The organism is Peribacillus muralis (genome assembly GCF_001645685.2).
Lineage (GTDB): Bacteria > Bacillota > Bacilli > Bacillales > DSM-1321 > Peribacillus > Peribacillus muralis_A.
Genome location: NZ_CP017080.1, coordinates 184,210 through 203,028, shown reverse-complemented (window position 1 = coordinate 203,028; position 18,819 = coordinate 184,210). Strand labels below are relative to the sequence as shown.

The 18,819-nt window shown below is 44.2% G+C and carries 18 protein-coding genes; 4 read left to right on the top strand and 14 right to left on the bottom strand.

Annotation, left to right across the window (positions count from 1 at the left end):
• Window positions 1-75 precede the first annotated feature (75 nt).
• The 7 genes from ABE28_RS01075 to ABE28_RS01045 form a co-directional block, all read right to left on the bottom strand.
• Window positions 76-1,149, bottom strand: a complete 1,074-nt coding sequence (locus tag ABE28_RS01075) for an ABC transporter substrate-binding protein (RefSeq protein ID WP_064462179.1) — start codon at window positions 1,147-1,149, stop codon at window positions 76-78.
• Complete coding sequence (locus ABE28_RS01070) at window positions 1,146-1,949, bottom strand: ABC transporter permease (RefSeq protein WP_064462178.1); 804 nt, start codon at window positions 1,947-1,949, stop codon at window positions 1,146-1,148. Before ABE28_RS01070 ends, ABE28_RS01075 begins: the two co-directional genes overlap by 4 nt.
• Window position 1,950: 1 nt before the next feature.
• Window positions 1,951-2,754 (bottom strand): ABC transporter permease, encoded by an 804-nt coding sequence (locus ABE28_RS01065; protein ID WP_064462212.1) that lies wholly within the window; start codon window positions 2,752-2,754, stop codon window positions 1,951-1,953.
• Window positions 2,744-3,853 (bottom strand): ABC transporter ATP-binding protein, encoded by a 1,110-nt coding sequence (locus ABE28_RS01060; protein WP_064462177.1) that lies wholly within the window; start codon window positions 3,851-3,853, stop codon window positions 2,744-2,746. The genes ABE28_RS01065 and ABE28_RS01060 overlap by 11 nt, the downstream gene beginning before the upstream one ends.
• 73 nt (window positions 3,854-3,926) lie before the next feature.
• Window positions 3,927-4,469 (bottom strand): helix-turn-helix domain-containing protein, encoded by a 543-nt coding sequence (locus tag ABE28_RS01055; RefSeq protein WP_064462176.1) that lies wholly within the window; start codon window positions 4,467-4,469, stop codon window positions 3,927-3,929.
• Window positions 4,470-4,636: 167 nt separating this feature from the next.
• Window positions 4,637-6,022, bottom strand: a complete 1,386-nt coding sequence (locus ABE28_RS01050; protein WP_064462175.1) for a protoporphyrinogen oxidase — start codon at window positions 6,020-6,022, stop codon at window positions 4,637-4,639.
• A gap of 421 nt (window positions 6,023-6,443) precedes the next feature.
• Complete coding sequence (locus ABE28_RS01045; RefSeq protein ID WP_064462174.1) at window positions 6,444-8,477, bottom strand: Na+/H+ antiporter; 2,034 nt, start codon at window positions 8,475-8,477, stop codon at window positions 6,444-6,446.
• Window positions 8,478-8,725: 248 nt separating this feature from the next.
• Here ABE28_RS01045 and ABE28_RS24800 point away from each other — a divergent pair, with 248 nt between their 5' ends.
• Complete coding sequence (locus tag ABE28_RS24800) at window positions 8,726-9,040, top strand: hypothetical protein (protein ID WP_156775659.1); 315 nt, start codon at window positions 8,726-8,728, stop codon at window positions 9,038-9,040.
• 97 nt (window positions 9,041-9,137) lie between these two features.
• Here ABE28_RS24800 and ABE28_RS01040 read toward each other — a convergent pair whose 3' ends face one another.
• The gene (locus tag ABE28_RS01040; RefSeq protein ID WP_064462173.1) at window positions 9,138-10,028 is read right to left on the bottom strand and encodes a diacylglycerol/lipid kinase family protein; all 891 of its coding nucleotides are present in this window, start codon (window positions 10,026-10,028) and stop codon (window positions 9,138-9,140) included.
• Window positions 10,029-10,448: 420 nt separating this feature from the next.
• Between ABE28_RS01040 and ABE28_RS25560 the strand changes: the two genes are divergently transcribed.
• From ABE28_RS25560 to yhfH (ABE28_RS24285), 3 genes are read left to right on the top strand one after another with little or no spacing between them, the layout of a single operon-like run.
• Window positions 10,449-10,583, top strand: a complete 135-nt coding sequence (locus tag ABE28_RS25560; RefSeq protein ID WP_257390679.1) for a hypothetical protein — start codon at window positions 10,449-10,451, stop codon at window positions 10,581-10,583.
• A gap of 29 nt (window positions 10,584-10,612) precedes the next feature.
• Complete coding sequence (gene yhfH / locus ABE28_RS24290) at window positions 10,613-10,750, top strand: protein YhfH (RefSeq protein WP_083231908.1); 138 nt, start codon at window positions 10,613-10,615, stop codon at window positions 10,748-10,750.
• A gap of 19 nt (window positions 10,751-10,769) precedes the next feature.
• Window positions 10,770-10,910: a protein YhfH gene (gene yhfH, locus ABE28_RS24285; protein WP_083231907.1), complete on the top strand. Its 141-nt coding sequence runs from the start codon at window positions 10,770-10,772 to the stop codon at window positions 10,908-10,910.
• Window positions 10,911-11,041: 131 nt separating this feature from the next.
• Here yhfH (ABE28_RS24285) and ABE28_RS01035 read toward each other — a convergent pair whose 3' ends face one another.
• From ABE28_RS01035 to ABE28_RS01010, 6 genes are all read right to left on the bottom strand, one after another.
• Window positions 11,042-12,676, bottom strand: a complete 1,635-nt coding sequence (locus ABE28_RS01035) for a PucR family transcriptional regulator (protein WP_064462172.1) — start codon at window positions 12,674-12,676, stop codon at window positions 11,042-11,044.
• Between the two features lie 247 nt (window positions 12,677-12,923).
• A complete protein-coding gene (locus ABE28_RS01030) occupies window positions 12,924-13,139 on the bottom strand; it encodes a hypothetical protein (RefSeq protein WP_057915016.1) in 216 nt (71 codons plus the stop codon).
• Between the two features lie 17 nt (window positions 13,140-13,156).
• The gene (locus tag ABE28_RS01025) at window positions 13,157-14,641 is read right to left on the bottom strand and encodes an NCS1 family transporter (RefSeq protein ID WP_064462171.1); all 1,485 of its coding nucleotides are present in this window, start codon (window positions 14,639-14,641) and stop codon (window positions 13,157-13,159) included.
• A gap of 43 nt (window positions 14,642-14,684) precedes the next feature.
• Window positions 14,685-16,103 (bottom strand): dihydropyrimidinase, encoded by a 1,419-nt coding sequence (gene hydA / locus ABE28_RS01020; RefSeq protein ID WP_064462170.1) that lies wholly within the window; start codon window positions 16,101-16,103, stop codon window positions 14,685-14,687.
• Between the two features lie 14 nt (window positions 16,104-16,117).
• Window positions 16,118-17,404, bottom strand: coding sequence for an NAD-dependent dihydropyrimidine dehydrogenase subunit PreA (preA, locus tag ABE28_RS01015; protein WP_064462169.1), 1,287 nt, complete (start codon window positions 17,402-17,404; stop codon window positions 16,118-16,120).
• 23 nt (window positions 17,405-17,427) lie between these two features.
• A complete protein-coding gene (locus tag ABE28_RS01010; RefSeq protein WP_083232210.1) occupies window positions 17,428-18,786 on the bottom strand; it encodes an NAD(P)-dependent oxidoreductase in 1,359 nt (452 codons plus the stop codon).
• Window positions 18,787-18,819 lie beyond the last annotated feature (33 nt).

The following is an 18,819-nucleotide window of genomic DNA, read 5'->3' as shown; positions in this document are numbered from 1 at the left end:
GGATTTTCCCCGTTTGCATACGATAAAAAGCATGGTGTAACGGCATTTCTCCATTACACCATGCTTTTTCATTTGTTATTTACGATGCATTTTGAATTCCAGGAAGAGTTCATTGTAGCGTGCCAAGTTTTTCTTCCCAAGGTTTTCATACACTTCAAGCTTCTCTGTCAGTTCTGGTGATGGATAGAAACGTTCATCTTTCACCACTTCTTCTGGCATATATTTCAAAGCTTCTTTATTAGGTGTCGAATAGCTTACATATTCAGCATTTTGTGCCGCCACTTCAGGATCTAGCATGAAGTTGATGAACTGGTGGGCAGCATCGACATTTTTGGTCGTTCTCGGTATGACCATATTATCAAACCAAAGATTTGATCCCTCTTCTGGAACCACGTATTCAAGGTCTTCATTTTCAGCCATGATCTCGGAAGCCACTCCCGACCATACAAGGCCAATCGCCGCCTCCTGGGCCTCCAATAGCATGCGGCTTTCATCACCAACGATCGCTTTGATGTTAGGGGTGAGCCCATCGAGCTTGGACTTGGCTTCTTGAAGGTGAGCTTCATCTGTATCATTCAATGAATAGTTCAAAGAATTCAGCCCCATGCCCATGACCTCCCTGGCTCCATCCGTCAAGAGGATTTCATTTTTCAAATCCTTATCCCATAGATCTTCCCAGGCCGTTATCTTTTTGCCGCCGAGCATCTTGGAATTATAAACAATCCCAACGGTCCCCCAGAAATAAGGGACAGAATATTTATTTCCCGGGTCGAATGGCAGATCGATGAATCGTTCGTCTATATTTTTCAAATTCGGAAGCTTGGAATGATCCAAGGGAACCAATAAGTCTTCCTGTCTCATTTTATCAATCATATATTCAGACGGGATGGCAATATCATAAGTCGTGCCGCCCTGTTCGATTTTTGTCATCATCGCCTCATTGGAATCGAACGTCTCATAAATGACCTTGATGCCCGTTTCCTCTTCAAAACGGTCGATTAGGTCCTTATCGATGTAGTCTCCCCAATTATAAATGGTAAGTGTATTGCTGCTCGTAAAACCTTGCGAAGAATTCAATCTCGATATCGCATATAATAGCAAAGCGGATACAAGGGCAATGACTAAAAACAATTGGATAAGCTTTTTCATCGTTTCCCTCCCATTCCCGTCTGCTTAACACGCTGGGTGATGAAGTAATAAACGATGACCAGCAGCAATGTCACGACAAACAGCAGAGTTGATAGCGCATTGATATTCAATGAAATCCCACGGCGTGCCAATGAATAGATTTCCACGGAAAGAGTGGAAAATCCATTACCGGTCACGAAAAACGTCACCGCAAAATCATCAAGTGAATAAGTGAGTGCCATGAAGAATCCCGCAAAGATACCTGGCAAAATATACGGTAGGACGACCTTCGTCAATACATCCCACCGGCTTGCCCCTAAATCACGGGCCGCATCGATCAAGGTTGGGCTCATTTCCTGAAGCTTCGGCAGGACCAGCAGCACAACGATCGGGATGCTGAAGGCGATGTGCGACAGCAGTACCGAGTAGAATCCAAGCTTGATTCCAGCCATCGTGAAAAGGATCAGGAAGGAAGCACCGATTATCACATCCGGACTGACAATCAATACGTTATTCAGTGACAATACCGTATTCCTTGCCTTGCTGCTCGTAAACGAACGAATTCCGATCGCGCCAATCACCCCTATGATCGTGGCGATAAGTGCAGATAACAAAGCAATGACAAGCGTGTTCAATACGATGATCAGCAACCTGGTATCTTTGAACAGCTCCTTGTACCACTCCATCGTGAATCCTTTGAAGTCATACATCGTTCCACCGCTGTTAAACGAATAAAACACTAAAAAGAAAATCGGTGCATAGAGTATGAGAAAAATCAAAACGAGAAAAGCCTTTGATACTGGCGATAATTTATTGCTCATTTTACACACCCTGCTTTCGGTTACCCGTTACAAACATAATCAGGAACATGATAATAATCAAAAACACTGCAATTGTCGAACCCATTCCCCAATCCTGGGTCACGAGAAAATGCTGTTCGATTGCCGTACCAAGCGTGATGACACGGTTGCCGGCAATCAACCTTGTCAGCATGAATAATGAAAGCGCAGGGATGAAGACAACTTGGCATCCAGTCTTTACACCATCAAGCGTCAATGGGAAAATGACGCGGCGAAACGTCATCCACCGGGACGCACCCAGGTCATTGGCCGCATCCAAAAGGGTTGGATTCAGTTCATCCAGCGCATTGAATATCGGCAGGATCATGAATGGGATAAAGATATAAACCGAAACGAATATGAAGCTGAAATCCGTAAAGAGTATTTGCTGACTGCCGATTCCGATTGCCTCGAGAAAACCATTCGCCACACCATATGTACCAAAAATCCCAATGAAGGCATATGCTTTCAGGAGTAAATTGATCCAGGAAGGTACGATGATCAATAAAAGCCACAGCTGCTTGTGCTTTGTTTTCGTTAACAACAGGGCGGTCGGGTAAGCGACCAAAAGTGATATGGCCGTAATCAGGAAGGCATACCAAAATGAGCTTAGCGTCATTTTTAAATAGACGGGTGTAAAGAACTTCTGATAGTTAACAAAGGATAGATTCCCTTCGATATCAAAGAAGGAATAGTAAAGGATCAACAAGATCGGTGCGATTACGAATAGGGCGATCCATAAGACATAAGGTATGAAGAATATATTTTTCGATAGTTTATTCCGCATGGCTTTCCTCATCATGATACGCTTCCAGACGCTTGTCGAATTCTTCTTCCGTTTCGCCCAATCGCATGACGTGAATTGCTTCCGGATCGAAGTAAAGGCCTATTTCATCGCCAACGGTCGCCTTTTTGGTTGATTGGACAAGCCATTCATTTCCGTCATGATCATAGCAGCTGATTTCATAATGAACACCGCGGAATAACTGGGAGTCGACCTTGACTTGTAGTTTACCACGCTCGACGGACGTAATTTCTAAATCCTCCGGACGAATGACAATATCGACCGCTTCATTACCATTCAATCCCTGGTCTACACATTCGAACTGCCTTCCGACGAATTCCACCAGGTAATCTTGGATCATTTTCCCTTTGACGATATTCGATTCACCAATGAAATCGGCAACGAATCGATTCAGCGGTTCATCATAAATATCCGTAGGAGTTCCGCTTTGCTGGATTTTCCCTTTGTTAAGGACAAAGATCTCGTCAGACATCGCCAACGCTTCTTCTTGGTCATGCGTAACGAAGATGAACGTGATTCCAAGTCTCTGCTGCAGCTCACGCAATTCATATTGCATTTCCGTGCGCAGCTTCAAATCAAGGGCAGATAGCGGCTCATCCAGGAGGATGACCTCTGGTTCATTGACAATCGCCCTGGCAATCGCGACCCGTTGCCGCTGCCCGCCGGACATTTCCCTGATCTCCCGTTTTTCATAGCCATCCAAATTGACAAAACTGAGAGCTTCCTTCACCTTTTTTTCCACTTCCGAGTTTTTCATTTTTTTGATCCTCAAACCGAAGGCCACATTTTCAAACACATTCAAATGGGGAAATAAGGCATAATCTTGAAAAACCGTATTCACTTGCCTTTTATTGGCTGGTACATTATTGATTTTTTTTCCTTCAAAGTAAATATCGCCTTTGGAAGCTTCGGTAAAACCGGCAATCAAGCGGAGGATCGTTGTCTTCCCACAGCCGGAAGGACCCAGGAGCGTATAAAACTTCCCTCTCTCGATCTCAAAACTCACGTTATCAAGAACTACCGTATCATCATCAAATTGCTTCGTAACCTGCTCGAAGCGGATTATATTCTCGTTTGCCATAGCTGCTCCCCTCTTTCCAATACCTTACTTATCTATCTTTACCCTAAACGTACTGTTGCATTTGTTTAAAAGTCTATAAATATGATTGCGTCACGACGAGCAGTAACTCGGAAGGACCTTCAAAATCGTTGATGATCTGATGTTCGTCAGCAGCATGGAAATATATCGATTCACCGGAATGGGCCAAATAAGTATGCGTGCCAAGCTTTACAATGACTCTTCCGCTCAAAACATAACCGAATGTTTCCGATAAGGACGGCTCGAATTGTTTGAATTCACTTTTTTCCTGTAAAATCAGGCGAATCGGTTCCATTTCCTTCTCATTTGATTCGGGGACGAGCCACTGGATTTGATACCCTCGTTCTTCATCAATAAAAAATGTTTGGGCTTCTTCTTCATACACCACTTTTTGGACCTGTTCCTCTTCATCGAAGAACTGCGTCGGCTTACAGCCAAGCACTTCCAAAATATTAAAGAGAGTTTCAATTGAAGGGGAACTCAGATCTCTTTCCAATTGCGAAATATATCCTTTGCTTAGGTCTGTTCTTTCTCCCAATTCCTCTTGGGTCAGACCTTTTTTCAAGCGAAGGTTCTTTATTTTCTTTCCAATTTGCATCGTATTACCCTCTATCGGTTTACTTATAGTAAACCTACAGTCATTAAAGTTTGATATAAGTAAACTTTCAGTTTAATTTAACGAATTTCATTATACAGGAAATATAAGAAACTTCAATCGAAAATTCAGTCCAAAAAAAAAGGCCTGCCATCCTGGCAGCCCTCCATTTACAACTTTGCATGAATCGCCTGTGCTTTCTTTTCCCCATCCGCAATACAGTCCGGTATTCCAACACCATTGTATGAACAGCCTGCAAGCAAAACATTCGGATAATCGTTTGCCAATTTCGCCTCCAAGGATTGAACGATTTGAGGATGCTTCATATGGTAGTTCGGCATATTTTCATGCCATTTGGTCACTTCACTCGTAATCGGCGTCCCGGAAATCCCCAAACTATTTTTTATGTCCTGTAAGGCCACTTCAATTAATTCATGTTTTGTAAGCGAGCGTAACCGTTCATAGTGAGCGCTTGAGCTTTTATAGAAAAGCCTTACTAAAAGTTGACTGTTTTCAGATGTATGTTCCCATTTCCGGCTCGTCCAAGTACAGGCATTGCATATCAAGTCACTATTATCACCCGCAATGAAGCCCGTGCCATCATTAGGAAGCCTGCTGTCCGGTATATCGAACCCAAGGTAAATGCTGATCATCGAACTATCGATCAAGCCAGCAAAGTCTTGATCCAGTTCTTGATCGTCCAATAGTTTCCTGGCAACCGTATGAGGCGTACTCAAGACGATGAAATCCGTTTCAAACGTTTCCCCATTTTCCAAGAAGATGATATACCTTTCACCTTCCTTGCTTATTTTTGTCGCTTTGACACCTTTTAAGATTTCCACCATCTCAAGGCTTTCCTCCATACGATCGATCAGGGTGGAAAGACCGTTTTTAAATGAAAGGAATTTTTTATTTCCCTTACTTTGGTATTTATGCTTATTTTCCGAGAGGCCGCGAATGATGCTGCCATATTCATTTTTATAATCAAGCATCTCTGGAAGGGTCTTCGCAATGGTCAATTCATTTAATCGACCTGAATACACACCGGATAGGACAGGGGAAATCTGTTTTTGCACCAATTCCTTACCTAAGAAGCTTTCAAGAAATAAGCCGATCGAGTCATTTTTCGTAAACGTCTCATTTTTTGTATAGAAATCCTTTAAGGCATCGACCTTGCCTTGTGCAGAGACCAGTTCACTGTTCGCCAAAGACTCGAGGCTCATCGGGATTCCGAATAAAGCATCTTCAGGGATTTTCTTTAGCATGCCATCCGTATGGATGAATGATTTTCCCGTCGCATTATAGACCACTTGATCCTCCAGCCCCAACTCCTTGAGAAACGGCTTTATATTCTGCTTCCTCGTTACAATGGAATCGGCCCCGGCCTCTATTTTGAATGGACCGTCATGGACTGTCCTGATTTTACCGCCCAATTTTTCATTGCCCTCTATTAAGATTAATCGTATGGATTGACTGGTCGATTTGACTGCTTGCTGTAAATGATACATGGTTGACAGACCGGTGATGCCTCCACCTACTACTACGACTGTTTTCATTTAGGACTACACCTCGATTAACGAAATTTACATTAAGTAAAGTGTACCATAATGGGCCCGAAAAATTAAAAACGGCCGTTCGTATCGGCCATTTTCCTATGAAGGCATGTAACAATTTAGACAAAGAAAAAAGTCCCAATATGGTTTTTATCCTTATTCCGTCCCCAATGATTCAACCGATACTCCATGATCGGCCCGCTTCTGCCTTCCTCCCTGGTCCTTGAATCCGCTTCGCAGCTGGTTTCCTTTCACATGGCTTCGCGGTTTTGCTTTGTCGGTTACTAATTGTAAGAAAAAGGGATGGTGAAGAAGGGTTTGAAATCATTCCAGAATTCAAAAAATCGAGAAATCGATAAAGTTGACCACACCATATACTGAAGAAGCACCGCCGAGAAAATCGGCAGCGCTTCTTTCATCTTATTCAATGTGTGTTTTCATTAATCGTCAATGCTTCACGCAGATTGATTTGATGACGGAGGATATTGGCCACTTCTCGCGATATTTGTCGTGTTTCAAACATCTCCTGCACTTCATCACGCTCTGCCTGGATCGCCTTATAAAATAGCTCCCTTTCATATTCCACCATTTTACTAGGTACCCGACCTCTATTTTCCCGCTTGCATTTCAGAATCAGCACTTTATATTCTTCAATGATCATCGAGGACGTTTCATGGTTATCGGCATTGATGCCAGCTTGTATTTCTTGAATCGCGGCTTTATACATCCTGACTTTAAGGTCCCTGACCTTTTCCAGCCGCTCGATATTGAATCTTCTCGTTTCATTTTTATTAGGGAAAAACAATTTGAAGATTCTCAGCATACTTCTTTTGAAAAGTGTTACAGACCTTAAGAGGCGGAATTTCATCAGGTTAGTGACCGCACCCTCCATCCGTTGGATATATTCCTTGCATATAAACGCGGTTTCTTTATCCACTTTCTCATCCTTGATAAGCTTATCGAGGAATCGTTGTTCTGCCTCAAGTGCCTTGAAGCGCAGAACCTTTTCTTCTTCTCTTAATGCAGCTGGCTCTTTCTCCTGTTCTACATAGGAAAGTGCATTGATTTTCGTACGGTATCTTGAAATGATCGATAGCGCGGCTTCACGGTTTTCATCGGTCATTTGTGATTCTATAACTTTGATTGCCGCTTGATGTGTGTGGATTGCGGCTGCTTTCGATTTGTCAGCCTGTTTATCCACGACTTCCTCTTCGTCCGTCCGTGCCACGATCGGCAGGAACACACTTGCGATAACCAAGGTCAGCAAGATGACCCCTGCTGCAATGAAGATGATCAACGAACGCTCCGGAAAAGGAGTTCCATCTGCCAGTACATATGGAATCGAGAACGAACCCGCTAACGTTACCGCTCCACGAACTCCGGAAATGGTGATGATTCCAGCCGCCTTCATATCTGGCTTTTGGGCGCCTGCTTTTTTCGAGAACCACCCGATCGACCAGGCAGCCAATAGCCAAATGAATCGTAAGGCGAAGAGGAAAAGTGTGATGATCACGATATAAATGATCACTTGTCCGTTATTGAAGGCTGGATCTTTGAATATGGTCTGTGCCACACTTGGGATTTGCAAGCCCAGTAATACGAAAACAAGTCCATTCAGTACATACAAGATGACGGACCATGTGCTTTTGGAAACGACCTGTAGCTCCACTGTCGGTGATATTTCCCGATCCCGCTCAATGGCATGGACAATTCCCCCGGCGACAACCGCTAAAATACCAGAAAGGTGAAAGTGCTCCACAGCGAGGAAAATGATAAAAGGAGTCAGGATTTGGATCAGCATGTGCATCGTAACATCTTCCATCCCCAAGCGGCGAAGGAACACACGCAGTCTGATAATGATGAAGGAAATGAGTGCACCGCCTACAAAACCGCCAATCGCAATCCATATGAAACTAAACGTTGCATCCACCAGGGAGAAAACACCAGTGACTGTAGCTGCAACAGCGAATTTAAAAGCGACAAGGCCCGAAGCATCATTCATTAGCCCTTCCCCTTCAAGAAGATGCAAAATGCTTTTCGGCAGCTTAACACGGCTTGCCATCGCGCTGACCGCCACTACATCAGTAGGGGACAAAATCGCAGCTAAAGCGAATGCAGCCGGCAATGGAATCGAAGGAATCAACCAGTTAATTAAGTAACCCCCAGACCAAACCGTCAAGAATACGAGGCCCAATGCGAGCATGAGAATGGGCGCCCTCAGCTTCCAAAGCGCTGTACGCGGCACGTTCTTCCCATCATTGAATAGAAGGGGTGCGATGAACAACAGTAAAAACAGCTCTGTCTCCAACTCGACATGGATACCAAAGGGTAAGACCTCCAGCAATACTCCCAGAGCAATTTGAATTAATGGTACAGGTATAAAAGGTATAAAATGATTAATTACATTGGACATTCCAATTAATATTAGAAGGGCCAATATAATAAGAAAAAACTCCATACAAACATCTAACTTCCTCTCTTATCTATTTTCATAAATATAAGCGTAACATATTTAGACCCATTCATTCATGCAATTACTATTCTTGCCTAGAATCCCCCTGAATAAAGATGCCTTTTGCCTGCTTGATCGACCATCATCAAAATCAAGGCCATGAGACGGCATCCGTATAACCTAAATCCGGTTTGTCCAACCGGGTTCACCCATAGCGTTATCGTGCTGAAGCGGAATGGATGCAGCACGTTTAAATGAGAATGAGTTTGTTGGACGAATTATTGGTGATTTGGGACGATTTATTGGGGTGCCAGGACGAATTATTGCGATCTCGGACGATTTACTGCGGTGCCAGGACGAATTATTGCGATCTCGGACGATTTACTGCGGCGCCAGGACGTTTTATTCCAATCTGGGACGATTTACTGCGGCGCCAGGACCATTTATCACAATCTCGGACGATTTACTGCGGCGCCAGGACGAATTCATTCAATCTCAGGCGATATAATGGGTACATACGACAAAATAAGGTACGACAGGACGACAAGCTATCTCCTTTATCTCCCTGAAAAAGCTGATTAGGCAGCATTGGCCCAATCAGCTTTTCCGACACTCATGATTTGTTGTGGATAATATCCAATATGGCAGACAGGCTTTTTTTTCAGTTCATGCTTTTCCGGGGACAAAGAGACGAAGGTGCTTATGCAATACATTCGCCTGAAAGGGAAGGAGGAAGCCTTCATCGCCATCAATGTTGACTGTTATGTCCTCAGGTGTGGATAAATGAAGTTTGGATGTTTGAATATATTCAACTTCATCATGCCGCTTGATTTCCCCTTTCATTAAACTAGGGATGATCTTAAGGAGCAGGGGCAGCGACAAGTCTTTAATGATGAAGGTGTGCAGCTTACCATCATTCACTTCCGCTTCTGGTGCAAGTTGCTCGAAACCGCCTACAGAGTTAGTCATGGTCGCAATCATTAAATGGGCTTTACCGATCCATCTTCCTTGATCATGTTCAACCGTTAACGGAAATGGATTTTTCTTAATGATCGCCTTTGCTCCTTCAATGAAATAGGCAAAGGAGCCGAGGCGGGTTTTTTGTTCAACGGATACATTATAGGTAGCCTCTGCGATCGATCCGACCGCCAAAACATTCATGAAGTAACGATCATTGATTTTTCCGATGTCGGATTCTTTTATTTGCTTATCTTTTATGATCTCTATAGCTGCTTCGGGACTTAGGGGGATACCTAAAGACCTGGCGAAATCGTTTACCGTACCAAGCGGGATGATTCCAAAGTCGGGACGATGTTCTTGCTCCGCCAGCCCATTCACTATCTCATTTACCGTTCCGTCCCCACCCATGGAAATGACAGCATCGAACCTTTTTGCACAAGCTTCCTTAGCAAAATCCGTTGCATCTCCCTCACCTTTTGTTTTACGAACAGTCACCTGCTCATATATCTCCTCCAGTGCTTTTTCTGCATTTGGCAAAATCTTTCCTGCCTTTTCCTTACCTGAAGATGGATTTATGATGATCATCACTTTCGACATATGCTACCTCCCATTAATGTACTTCTATTAGCAAGTTACCTCTTTACTGAATCACTAAAACCACAATGGCATTTATTCTGGTCACTAATTTTTTCACTCTAGGAAGCCCTTTCATCCAAAGCATGCCTATTAGTCAATCTGCCTTCCCCCAACTGTTACAGTAACAGCCCCATATAGACGGTTAAATTGTATTCATCACTGCTTTGATTTTTGCATTTAAAAAAGTAATCCTTTGATTTCGTGAAAGGATTACGAAAAAATAGTGCACAGTAAACCCTTGTCATTAAAGGGTTTTCTTTGTTTACTTAAAAGAAATTTTAAATTTTCTGTAAAATACCTATACATTTTCCAAATTCGGGTATATACTGTATTATAACAACAAACAAATTACAATAACTGTACTATAAGGAGGGTCAAAAGATGCAAGCGAAACAAGCCAATTCATGTACGGTCGATTCCGTTACACATTGCCCAGAATGTGGTGAAACACATGTCGAACACTCAGATTCCTATTTGTTAGAATGCGATCGCTGCCTTTCCAAGCGCGAGGAATAAACTATATTGTCCAAAAGGAGGAAATCGTCATGCAAATGAAAAAAACCATTGAATTTTTCAACAATATCCCTGCAAAACATTGTCCCGAATGTGGTGACCACATCATTGAACACGCCGAATCCTACTTAATGGAATGTGACCGCTGCCTTTCTAAACGCGAAGACTAATACACAAGGAGGAATCATCATGCAAACTAAAAACCCTTTGGAATTTTTCAGAAACCTGCCACCAAAACAATGCACGGAGTGCGGCACCCCCATCACCGAGCAAGCTGAGTCGTATCTCTTGGAATGTGATCATTGCCTCGCCAAAAAAGATGAATATTGAAAAAGGATGCTGACATCCCCTTGCCCTACAATCCATCTTGATGTCAGCATCCCCCCTTATGCATCAGTATATGATTTCACCTTTTCCATTCATGCCAAAAAGGATGTCTCTTGGACACCCTTCGCAATATTTTACTTCCCCATATATTCATTCACATAATTCCCGCTGACGTTCCGGCTGCTGTATTGAAGGAAGTCCAATGCAAAAATCATGAATTCAAGGCCTAGTCGCTTATCTGAACGCATGAAATCGGATCCTAGCAGTTTCTCTAGCTTCTCGAGCCTATGATATAGTGTTTGCCTGACAATGAATAGTTGTTTGGAAGTTTCCTGTTTAGATCCGTTACATGCCAGATAAGTCTTCAGGGTAGGCATTAGCTCTCCATTGTTTTGCTTGTCATATTCAATGACAGGACCTAAAAACTCATGCACCGTCTCCTCCAGGTTTCCATGCTTATTCAAGAGTGATATCATGCGGTGCATATGTAAATCCTGATAAAAAATGCTCCTGCTCTCCTCTGGTAAACTATCCTGAAGCAGCAGGGTTTCGCGTGCCGTTTCATAGCTTTTATAAATCTCACTCAATCTTTGAACATGCTTTCCAAAACCAACAGAAACATGCCCCAAACGATTCCGGCTGCCCATATCCATCTTCATCATGCGATCGACCGCACTTGTCACTCTTGTTTTCCAATCTTCCGATGAACGGCCATCGCCTAATATGAACACAAGGTGCTGGTGTATATCCATGGGAAAAACCTGAAATCCGTACTGTTCAAAGACTGTCCTAAACATGATCTTAAAGTAGGTTCCATCTAATCTGACAGCACTTTTATTATTCCTTGAGTGCTGTTTGCAAATGCATACAATTCCACCCTCCAACTGCATCTTCGGATCGATATAGGAAAGCCTCTCCCTGATCGCTTCATCGCTAAACTCCCCACCGATCCAGTTGGCCAGCCATTTACTCTCTTCCGACATTTTCTTCTCTTCTATATATAATTCCCTTAATAGGTGCTGTGCAAGCGCTGTAGCCGTTCTATCCAAAATAAGCGAATCAAAGTCCGTCAGCTCTCTTTCATCACTGTATATGTACAGTTCTGCATAGTTTTCACCTAGCACTTGAATCGCCTGTTTAAGCATCGTTTTGTCCAGTTTCGATTTTCCATCATAATAGTCCGCTATCATTTGATAGGTTACTTTTTTCTTGGCTCTTGGAATGGTGGCTATGTCACTTTCATTAAAGATCAGAATGACCTGTACATTCAAATAACTATGGAGAAATTTTAGAATTGGTTCATAATGGTCAATTTCGAGGAGATTTTTATTTAACTGCTGGGAGTAGTTTTCTAAGTTGGAGATCATCTCATATTGTTTATTGATGATTAAGGCATGGATATCCTGCGTGATTTCCACAAAAGGTACTTCTTCGTGAAATAGGATGATAGGGAATTGCTGTTCATTTGCAAGATCGATGGCACTTTGCGGCACTGTCATCATGTTGGAGCCGATTTCTATACAAAGTCCAGCCGCGTTGCATTCAATCAGTTGCTTTAAATAGGCAAGAAATGTGTCACCGCAATTTTTCCAACCCAAGCCCGTCGTCAGAATCAATTCATTTCCTTTTAACAAATGGCTGATTTGGGTGACTTCCATACAGTGGACCCATTTCACATGACGCTTTATCCCACTGCTGCCTGCGATTATATCCGTCAGGTCGAAATACTTGCGCATGAGAATTTCCTCGATTGTAATCGACGTATTCATCCATTCACATCCTTTTATAAAACTGCTTTAAACCCTATTATAAACGGACAGTCTTCAAATCTCCAGTACTTGTCAGAAAATCTAACGTCAAAATTCTACATGAATTCGGAATTTTTTCATTTCAACACTCAACTTATCTTTCTTCCTGTCTGGCAGCTTTCTTTCAAGATCACTACGCATTTTGAAAACCATACATGAAAAGGGACCCATTCATCAAGGAATGGGCCGGCCGATTACTATTTCACTTTCAATTCAGCTTCCTGAAAAGCAATGTAGAGAAGTATTTTCTTCCTTCCGGGGTTTTGATGTTCAACTGCTTCCATTCCTGCTTCGTCCCCTCAATTAGTTCAAAATCGAGAAATGCCCCGCTTAAATTTTCCGAAACCCGGGTGATTCGATATCCTCTTTCAAGCAAGAAATCGATTTGCTCCCTTTCCAAGCGATACTCTTGATATTCGGACATTTGCCTTCCCCCTCTGTTTATACGTTCTCCCCGCCGGTTGCAGCCGTAATGACCATTTCTTTTTCAGCTTCCAAGTCGTTTTTGATTTTCCAATCTCGACCTACCGAGATACCTAAATATAACTCATCACTGGGATTCATGATTTCAGCTTGTTCATATTTATTGAACCACCAAAACTTAGCCAATACATAATAGCTTGCACCGCCAAGTACAAAACCGATGATAAATGAATAATTGGAAAAAATCACAGCACCCACTCCCCCGATCGCCCAAGAAATGATGCCTGCCCAGTTCACGCCATTCAAGTATTTATATTGACCATCTGCTTCATATAGATCTTCCACGTGAACCCGCCTTTTGCGGAGGAAATAATAATCGGCTACAAGAATACCGACAATGGAGGCGAGGATTCCACCAACGATCAATAAAACCTCTATTATGATACCGAATAGGCTCCATGGCTGAACGACTATCCCGATGACCCCGGCTACTACAACTCCCGCCCAAAATGGCATCCTTGGACCCATGACATTGGAAAAAATGGTAGCTGCGGGAATGACATTTGCTGTTGTATTCGTCGACCATTGAGCAAATACGATCATGATCAAGAGGACACCGAGTGCAATCCCGCTTGCCGATCCCTGTATGGCAACTACAGGATCATAATTGGAAACGGCCATATAAGAAACAGCTCCGATAATGACCATGAACGTCTGTGTGATGGGATAAGTGATAATATTCCCGATGATTTGCCCTTTATTGCGCTTGAACCAATTTTTTTCATTTTTCGGTGCCTTTATAAAACGGGAGAGTGTCGGCATATCGGCCGTCAACGTCCCCCAAAAGCCCATATTCGCCATGATGATGACCATGAAAGCCGTGACGGCTGCCCCGCCAGTTGCCGGACTTTCGATCCAGGTCCATACATCTCTGCCTTGGGCTATAGCTTGATCGGAAAGTGTAAAATACATCCAGCCGGAAATCAAAATGATAACGGGTGCTGCCAAGTCGGCAAACCTTTCTATTGACTTGATTCCCATTGCCGTATTCACCAATTGTAATACGGCAAACACGAGGAAACAGATGAACCAATTATCAAAATCAAAGAGGGTTGCAAAAATTGCATTCATCGCAGTAGCCCCAAAGTAGGTGTTAAGGCCAAACCAGCATGAAGCGACAAATCCCCGCACAACCGAGGGGATATGTGTGCCGATCGTTCCGAATGGAGCCCTCATATAGACCGGGAAGGGTATGCCATGCTCCACTCCAATATCACCTGTCATGGTCATCAAAAAACCGAGAACCACACAGGCGATGACCGTTGCAAGCACGACCCAGCCCAACGATAAACTTTGGACACCGTTCCCTCCAATCGCGAAGGCTGCCAAAACCACTGCCATCCCCACCCAAATGAACCCAAATCCGGCTGCACCTATGTTTTTCTCACTATGAGGTATAGGCAGCAAATCGGGAGACTTTAAATAATCTTTTTTCCCACTCATGAAAAATCCCCCTCTATCCATTTGCCTTCATCTTACCGAAGCCTCAAACTGGCAGCTTTTTTCCGGCAGCACGCTTCCACTCCGCATTATATTTTTCCCTTTTCAGGAATTGCCCTTTTCCTGCCTCACCGACAAACTGTTTATCTTTAATGACAAACTCCCCTCTAGATAGGACCGATACCGGTTCCCCGGTAACCTCCATGCCTTCAAACGCATTATAATCGACCGCCATATGATGCGTATCGACGGATATGGTCCTTTCCACCTCCGGATCAAAAATGACAATATCGGCATCCGACCCTACTGCGATCGTCCCTTTTTTCGGAAATAATCCAAAAAGCTTGGCCGCACGTGTGGAAGTCACGTCGACGAATTGATTCAAGGTGATGCGCCCTTTCATGACCCCCTCGGAAAAAAGAATGCTCATGCGGTCTTCAATCGTGGGACCGCCATTCGGTATTTTCGTAAAATCCTCTCTGCCTAAATCCTTCTGGCCTTTGAAATCAAAGGAACATTGATCCGAACCTATCGTTTGCAGCTGACCCATTTTCAAGGCATTCCATAACACTTCCTGATTTTTCTTCTCCCTTAATGGAGGAGACCACACATATTTTGATCCTTCGAAATGCGGCTTTTCAAGGTAAGTCTGGTCCAAGACCAAATATTGCGGACAAGTCTCGCCCCAAATATCCACGCCTTTATTTCTTGCCTCGGTGATCTTTTCAACCGCCTCTTCACAGGTGACATGAACGACGTAGAGCTGTCCATTCGCCATCTCCGTCAATTTTGCGGCCCGTCCTGTTGCTTCCCCCTCAAGCTCGGGAGGCCTTGTTAGCGCATGATAAATCGGATCGGTGTTTCCTTTTTCAAGCGCCTGCTTCGTAAGATAATCGATGACATCGCCATTTTCAGCATGGACCATCACAAGTGCACCAAGCTCTTTCGCCTGCAACAAAGTGCGGTATAGCGTGGCATCATCAGCTTGAAAAACATTCTTGTACGCCATGAAGACCTTAAATGAAGTAATCCCCTCATCCACGATGATCCTCGGCAATTCAGCAAGAACCTCATCAGTAATTTCGCTGATCATTAAATGGAAACCATAATCTATCGCGGCCTTTTCTGTAGCTTTCTTGTGCCATGTATCTATCGCTTCCTTTAACGGCGCCCCTTTTTCAGTCAAGCAAAAATCAATGATTGTCGTCGTTCCCCCATAGGCAGCAGCAATCGTACCCGTTTCATAATCATCCTTTGTTGTCGTGCCGCCAAACGGCATATCGAGATGGGTGTGCGGATCGATGCCACCCGGAAAAATATAAGCGCCTTTTGCATCAATGATCTCGGCACCATCCGCGGTCAGATCCTTGCCGATCATGGCTATCTTCTCATTTTCAATTAATATATCGGCTTGATACGTATCTGCAGCGGTTGCAATCGTCCCATTTTTGATGATTTTCTTCATATTCTTCCCCTCCATCATTTTACGAAATCAACACTTTCATTTCCTATGCCCCCAAGGTATGCTTGGCGTTCATTCCACGTCATCGGCGGTAATTCATTGGTCAATTCGATCATATCGATTGCACCATCGGCCGGGCATACGATCGAACAAAGGTTACACCCTACACAATCTTCTTCACGCACCCTCAGGAAGGAGCTTCCTGACGTGTCCTTCAACATATCTATACACTGGTGTGAGGTGTCTTCACATGCAATATGGCATTTATTGCAGTTGATGCATACATCATTATTGATGCGTGCCACCACCTTATAATTAAGGTCCAAGTTCCCCCAATCGGAATACCTCGTTACGGATTTTCCGACAATATCCATGACGGAGGCTATCCCTTTTTCATCGAGGTAATTGGACAGTCCTTCAATCATGTCCTCGACTATCCTGAAACCGTGATGCATGGCAGCCGTACATATTTGTACGCCCGTTGAGCCCATTAACAAAAACTCAACGGCATCCTGCCAATTGGAAATCCCCCCGATTCCGGAGATGGGAAGATCAATCATTGGATTTCTTGCACACTCTGCCACCATGTTTAAAGCGATGGGCTTAACCGCCGGTCCACAGTACCCTCCGTGGGCACCCTTACCGCCTACATGGGGAATCGTATTCCATGAATGGATGTCCACACCCGCCAAAGAGTTAATCGTGTTGATCATACTGATGGCATCCGCACCCCCGCGCACTGCCGCTTCGGCCGTGACCGTAATATCGGTTATATTCGGGGTAAGCTTTACGATGACAGGCTTCGATGCAGCTTCCTTCGCCCAATAAGTTTGCTTTTCCACAAGTTCAGGAACCTGGCCCGAAGCAGCTCCCATTCCCCGTTCCGCCATACCGTGGGGACAGCCAAAATTCAGCTCATATCCATCAACCCCTACAGCTTCTATGCGTTTGATGATTTCATGCCACTTTTCCTGTTGTGGCTCCACCATGACCGAGGCAATGATTGCATGATCAGGGAACCTTTTTTTCGTTTCATATATTTCTTTCAAATTCACTTCAAGTGGCCGATCGGTAATTAACTCGATATTGTTGAAACCAGCCACTCTTTGTCCATTAAAACTAACAGCTGCGAAACGGGATGAGACATTCAGGATGGGATCGCCCAACGTTTTCCACACGGCGCCCCCCCAGCCAGCTTCGAATGCCCGCTGGACTTGGTACCCGGAATTGGTTGGCGGTGCTGAAGCCAGCCAAAAAGGATTCGGTGATTTGATACCTGCAAGATTTATCGATAAATCAGCCATGATAAGCCTCCTTTTTTTCATTATTAAGCGATATCCACTGCCTCGCCCATTATAGTCCGGTCAATTTCATAAGCCGTATCCTTACCTTGCTGGGCTGCCGAAACGACCATCGCCTCGCCCTGACCTTTTCCGAAAATCACGTCCCCGCAGGCGAATACTTTTTCATTCGACGATTTATAGGAGCCCGCTTCCAATATAACGACGCCATCATCATGTTGAATCCCGAATTGTTCAATCAGCCCAATATACCTGGATTGTCCTATGGCACGGATGACCCCATCGACCGGGATCACGAACTCCGAGCCGGATACCGGGACCGGTCTGCTCCGTCCATCATCCCCTGCCTCGCTAAGCACCATCTTCACACATTCGATTCCCGTTACATGACCGCTGTCATCCGATAAGATCCTGGAAGGAGTGGTCAGCCAGTGAAACCCAACACCCTCTTGTTTGGCAAACTCGAATTCAAAATCATACGCTGTCATTTCTTTTTTGGTACGACGATAAATGATCGCCACCTGTTCGGCACCAAGACGAACTGAACAGGTTGCTGCATCAATCGCTGTATTCCCGGCTCCGATCACCGCCATTTTCTTCCCGATGAATTTATCACTGATGGCCCCCGTTTTCGTTGCCTTAACGAAATCGATTGCATCATAAACCCCAGCCAAATCCTCTCCTTCGATTCCAAGCTTCGGAACATCGGACATACCGACCGCTAAAATGACCGCATCGAAGTCAGCAATTAGCTGGTCCGCAGAAACATCCGCCCCGACACGTGTATTCGTTTTGATTTCCACATCCAGACTTTTCACCTGTTCGACTTCCCAGTATGAAATGCTTTGCGGCAGACGAAACGATACTATTCCGTAAGTATTCAACCCGCCTGGATTTTTTTCAGCTTCGAAAATGGTTACACTGTAGCCAAGCAAGGCTAGCTCCCTTGCCGCAGATAACCCCGCTGGACCGCTTCCAACAATGGCAACTTTTTTGCCATTCTTTTTCCCGGCCTTGAACAGAGCTTGTTTGTTTTGGATGGCCCAATCTGTGGAATAACGCTGGAGATTGCCAATCATGATTGGCTTGGTAGAATGGTTGAGGACACATGAGCCCTCACATAACTCTTCGGTCGGACATACCCGGGCACAGCTGGCACCGACGGGATTGGCTGTCATGATTGTCTTTGCCGACCCTTTATAATTACCTGATGAGATCTTCTTAATGAAACTTGGAATATCTATCCCTGTCGGACAGGCTTGAATGCATGGGGCATCGTAGCAGTATAAACATCGGTTCGCTTCTTCCAAGGCCTCCCTATGGGACAGCCCCCTCTCTGCTTCCTGAAAGTTTTGCTCAAGTTCATCTTTTAACGGACTTGTCATACTCATCCACGATTCTCCTTCCAAACATTTATT

Coding starts and splice junctions, on each gene's coding strand:
- ABE28_RS01035 (WP_064462172.1), bottom strand. CDS start 12,676: ATGAATACGTCGATTACAATCGAGGAAATTCTCATGCGCAAGTATTTC.
- ABE28_RS01065 (WP_064462212.1), bottom strand. CDS start 2,754: ATGCGGAATAAACTATCGAAAAATATATTCTTCATACCTTATGTCTTA.
- preA (WP_064462169.1), bottom strand. CDS start 17,404: ATGGCTGATTTATCGATAAATCTTGCAGGTATCAAATCACCGAATCCT.
- ABE28_RS25560 (WP_257390679.1), top strand. CDS start 10,449: ATGCAAGCGAAACAAGCCAATTCATGTACGGTCGATTCCGTTACACAT.
- ABE28_RS01025 (WP_064462171.1), bottom strand. CDS start 14,641: ATGAGTGGGAAAAAAGATTATTTAAAGTCTCCCGATTTGCTGCCTATA.
- ABE28_RS01055 (WP_064462176.1), bottom strand. CDS start 4,469: ATGCAAATTGGAAAGAAAATAAAGAACCTTCGCTTGAAAAAAGGTCTG.
- ABE28_RS01050 (WP_064462175.1), bottom strand. CDS start 6,022: ATGAAAACAGTCGTAGTAGTAGGTGGAGGCATCACCGGTCTGTCAACC.
- ABE28_RS01040 (WP_064462173.1), bottom strand. CDS start 10,028: ATGTCGAAAGTGATGATCATCATAAATCCATCTTCAGGTAAGGAAAAG.
- ABE28_RS01075 (WP_064462179.1), bottom strand. CDS start 1,149: ATGAAAAAGCTTATCCAATTGTTTTTAGTCATTGCCCTTGTATCCGCT.
- ABE28_RS01060 (WP_064462177.1), bottom strand. CDS start 3,853: ATGGCAAACGAGAATATAATCCGCTTCGAGCAGGTTACGAAGCAATTT.
- yhfH (WP_083231908.1), top strand. CDS start 10,613: ATGCAAATGAAAAAAACCATTGAATTTTTCAACAATATCCCTGCAAAA.
- yhfH (WP_083231907.1), top strand. CDS start 10,770: ATGCAAACTAAAAACCCTTTGGAATTTTTCAGAAACCTGCCACCAAAA.
- ABE28_RS01010 (WP_083232210.1), bottom strand. CDS start 18,786: ATGACAAGTCCGTTAAAAGATGAACTTGAGCAAAACTTTCAGGAAGCA.
- hydA (WP_064462170.1), bottom strand. CDS start 16,103: ATGAAGAAAATCATCAAAAATGGGACGATTGCAACCGCTGCAGATACG.
- ABE28_RS01030 (WP_057915016.1), bottom strand. CDS start 13,139: ATGTCCGAATATCAAGAGTATCGCTTGGAAAGGGAGCAAATCGATTTC.
- ABE28_RS24800 (WP_156775659.1), top strand. CDS start 8,726: ATGAGAATGAGTTTGTTGGACGAATTATTGGTGATTTGGGACGATTTA.
- ABE28_RS01045 (WP_064462174.1), bottom strand. CDS start 8,477: ATGGAGTTTTTTCTTATTATATTGGCCCTTCTAATATTAATTGGAATG.
- ABE28_RS01070 (WP_064462178.1), bottom strand. CDS start 1,949: ATGAGCAATAAATTATCGCCAGTATCAAAGGCTTTTCTCGTTTTGATT.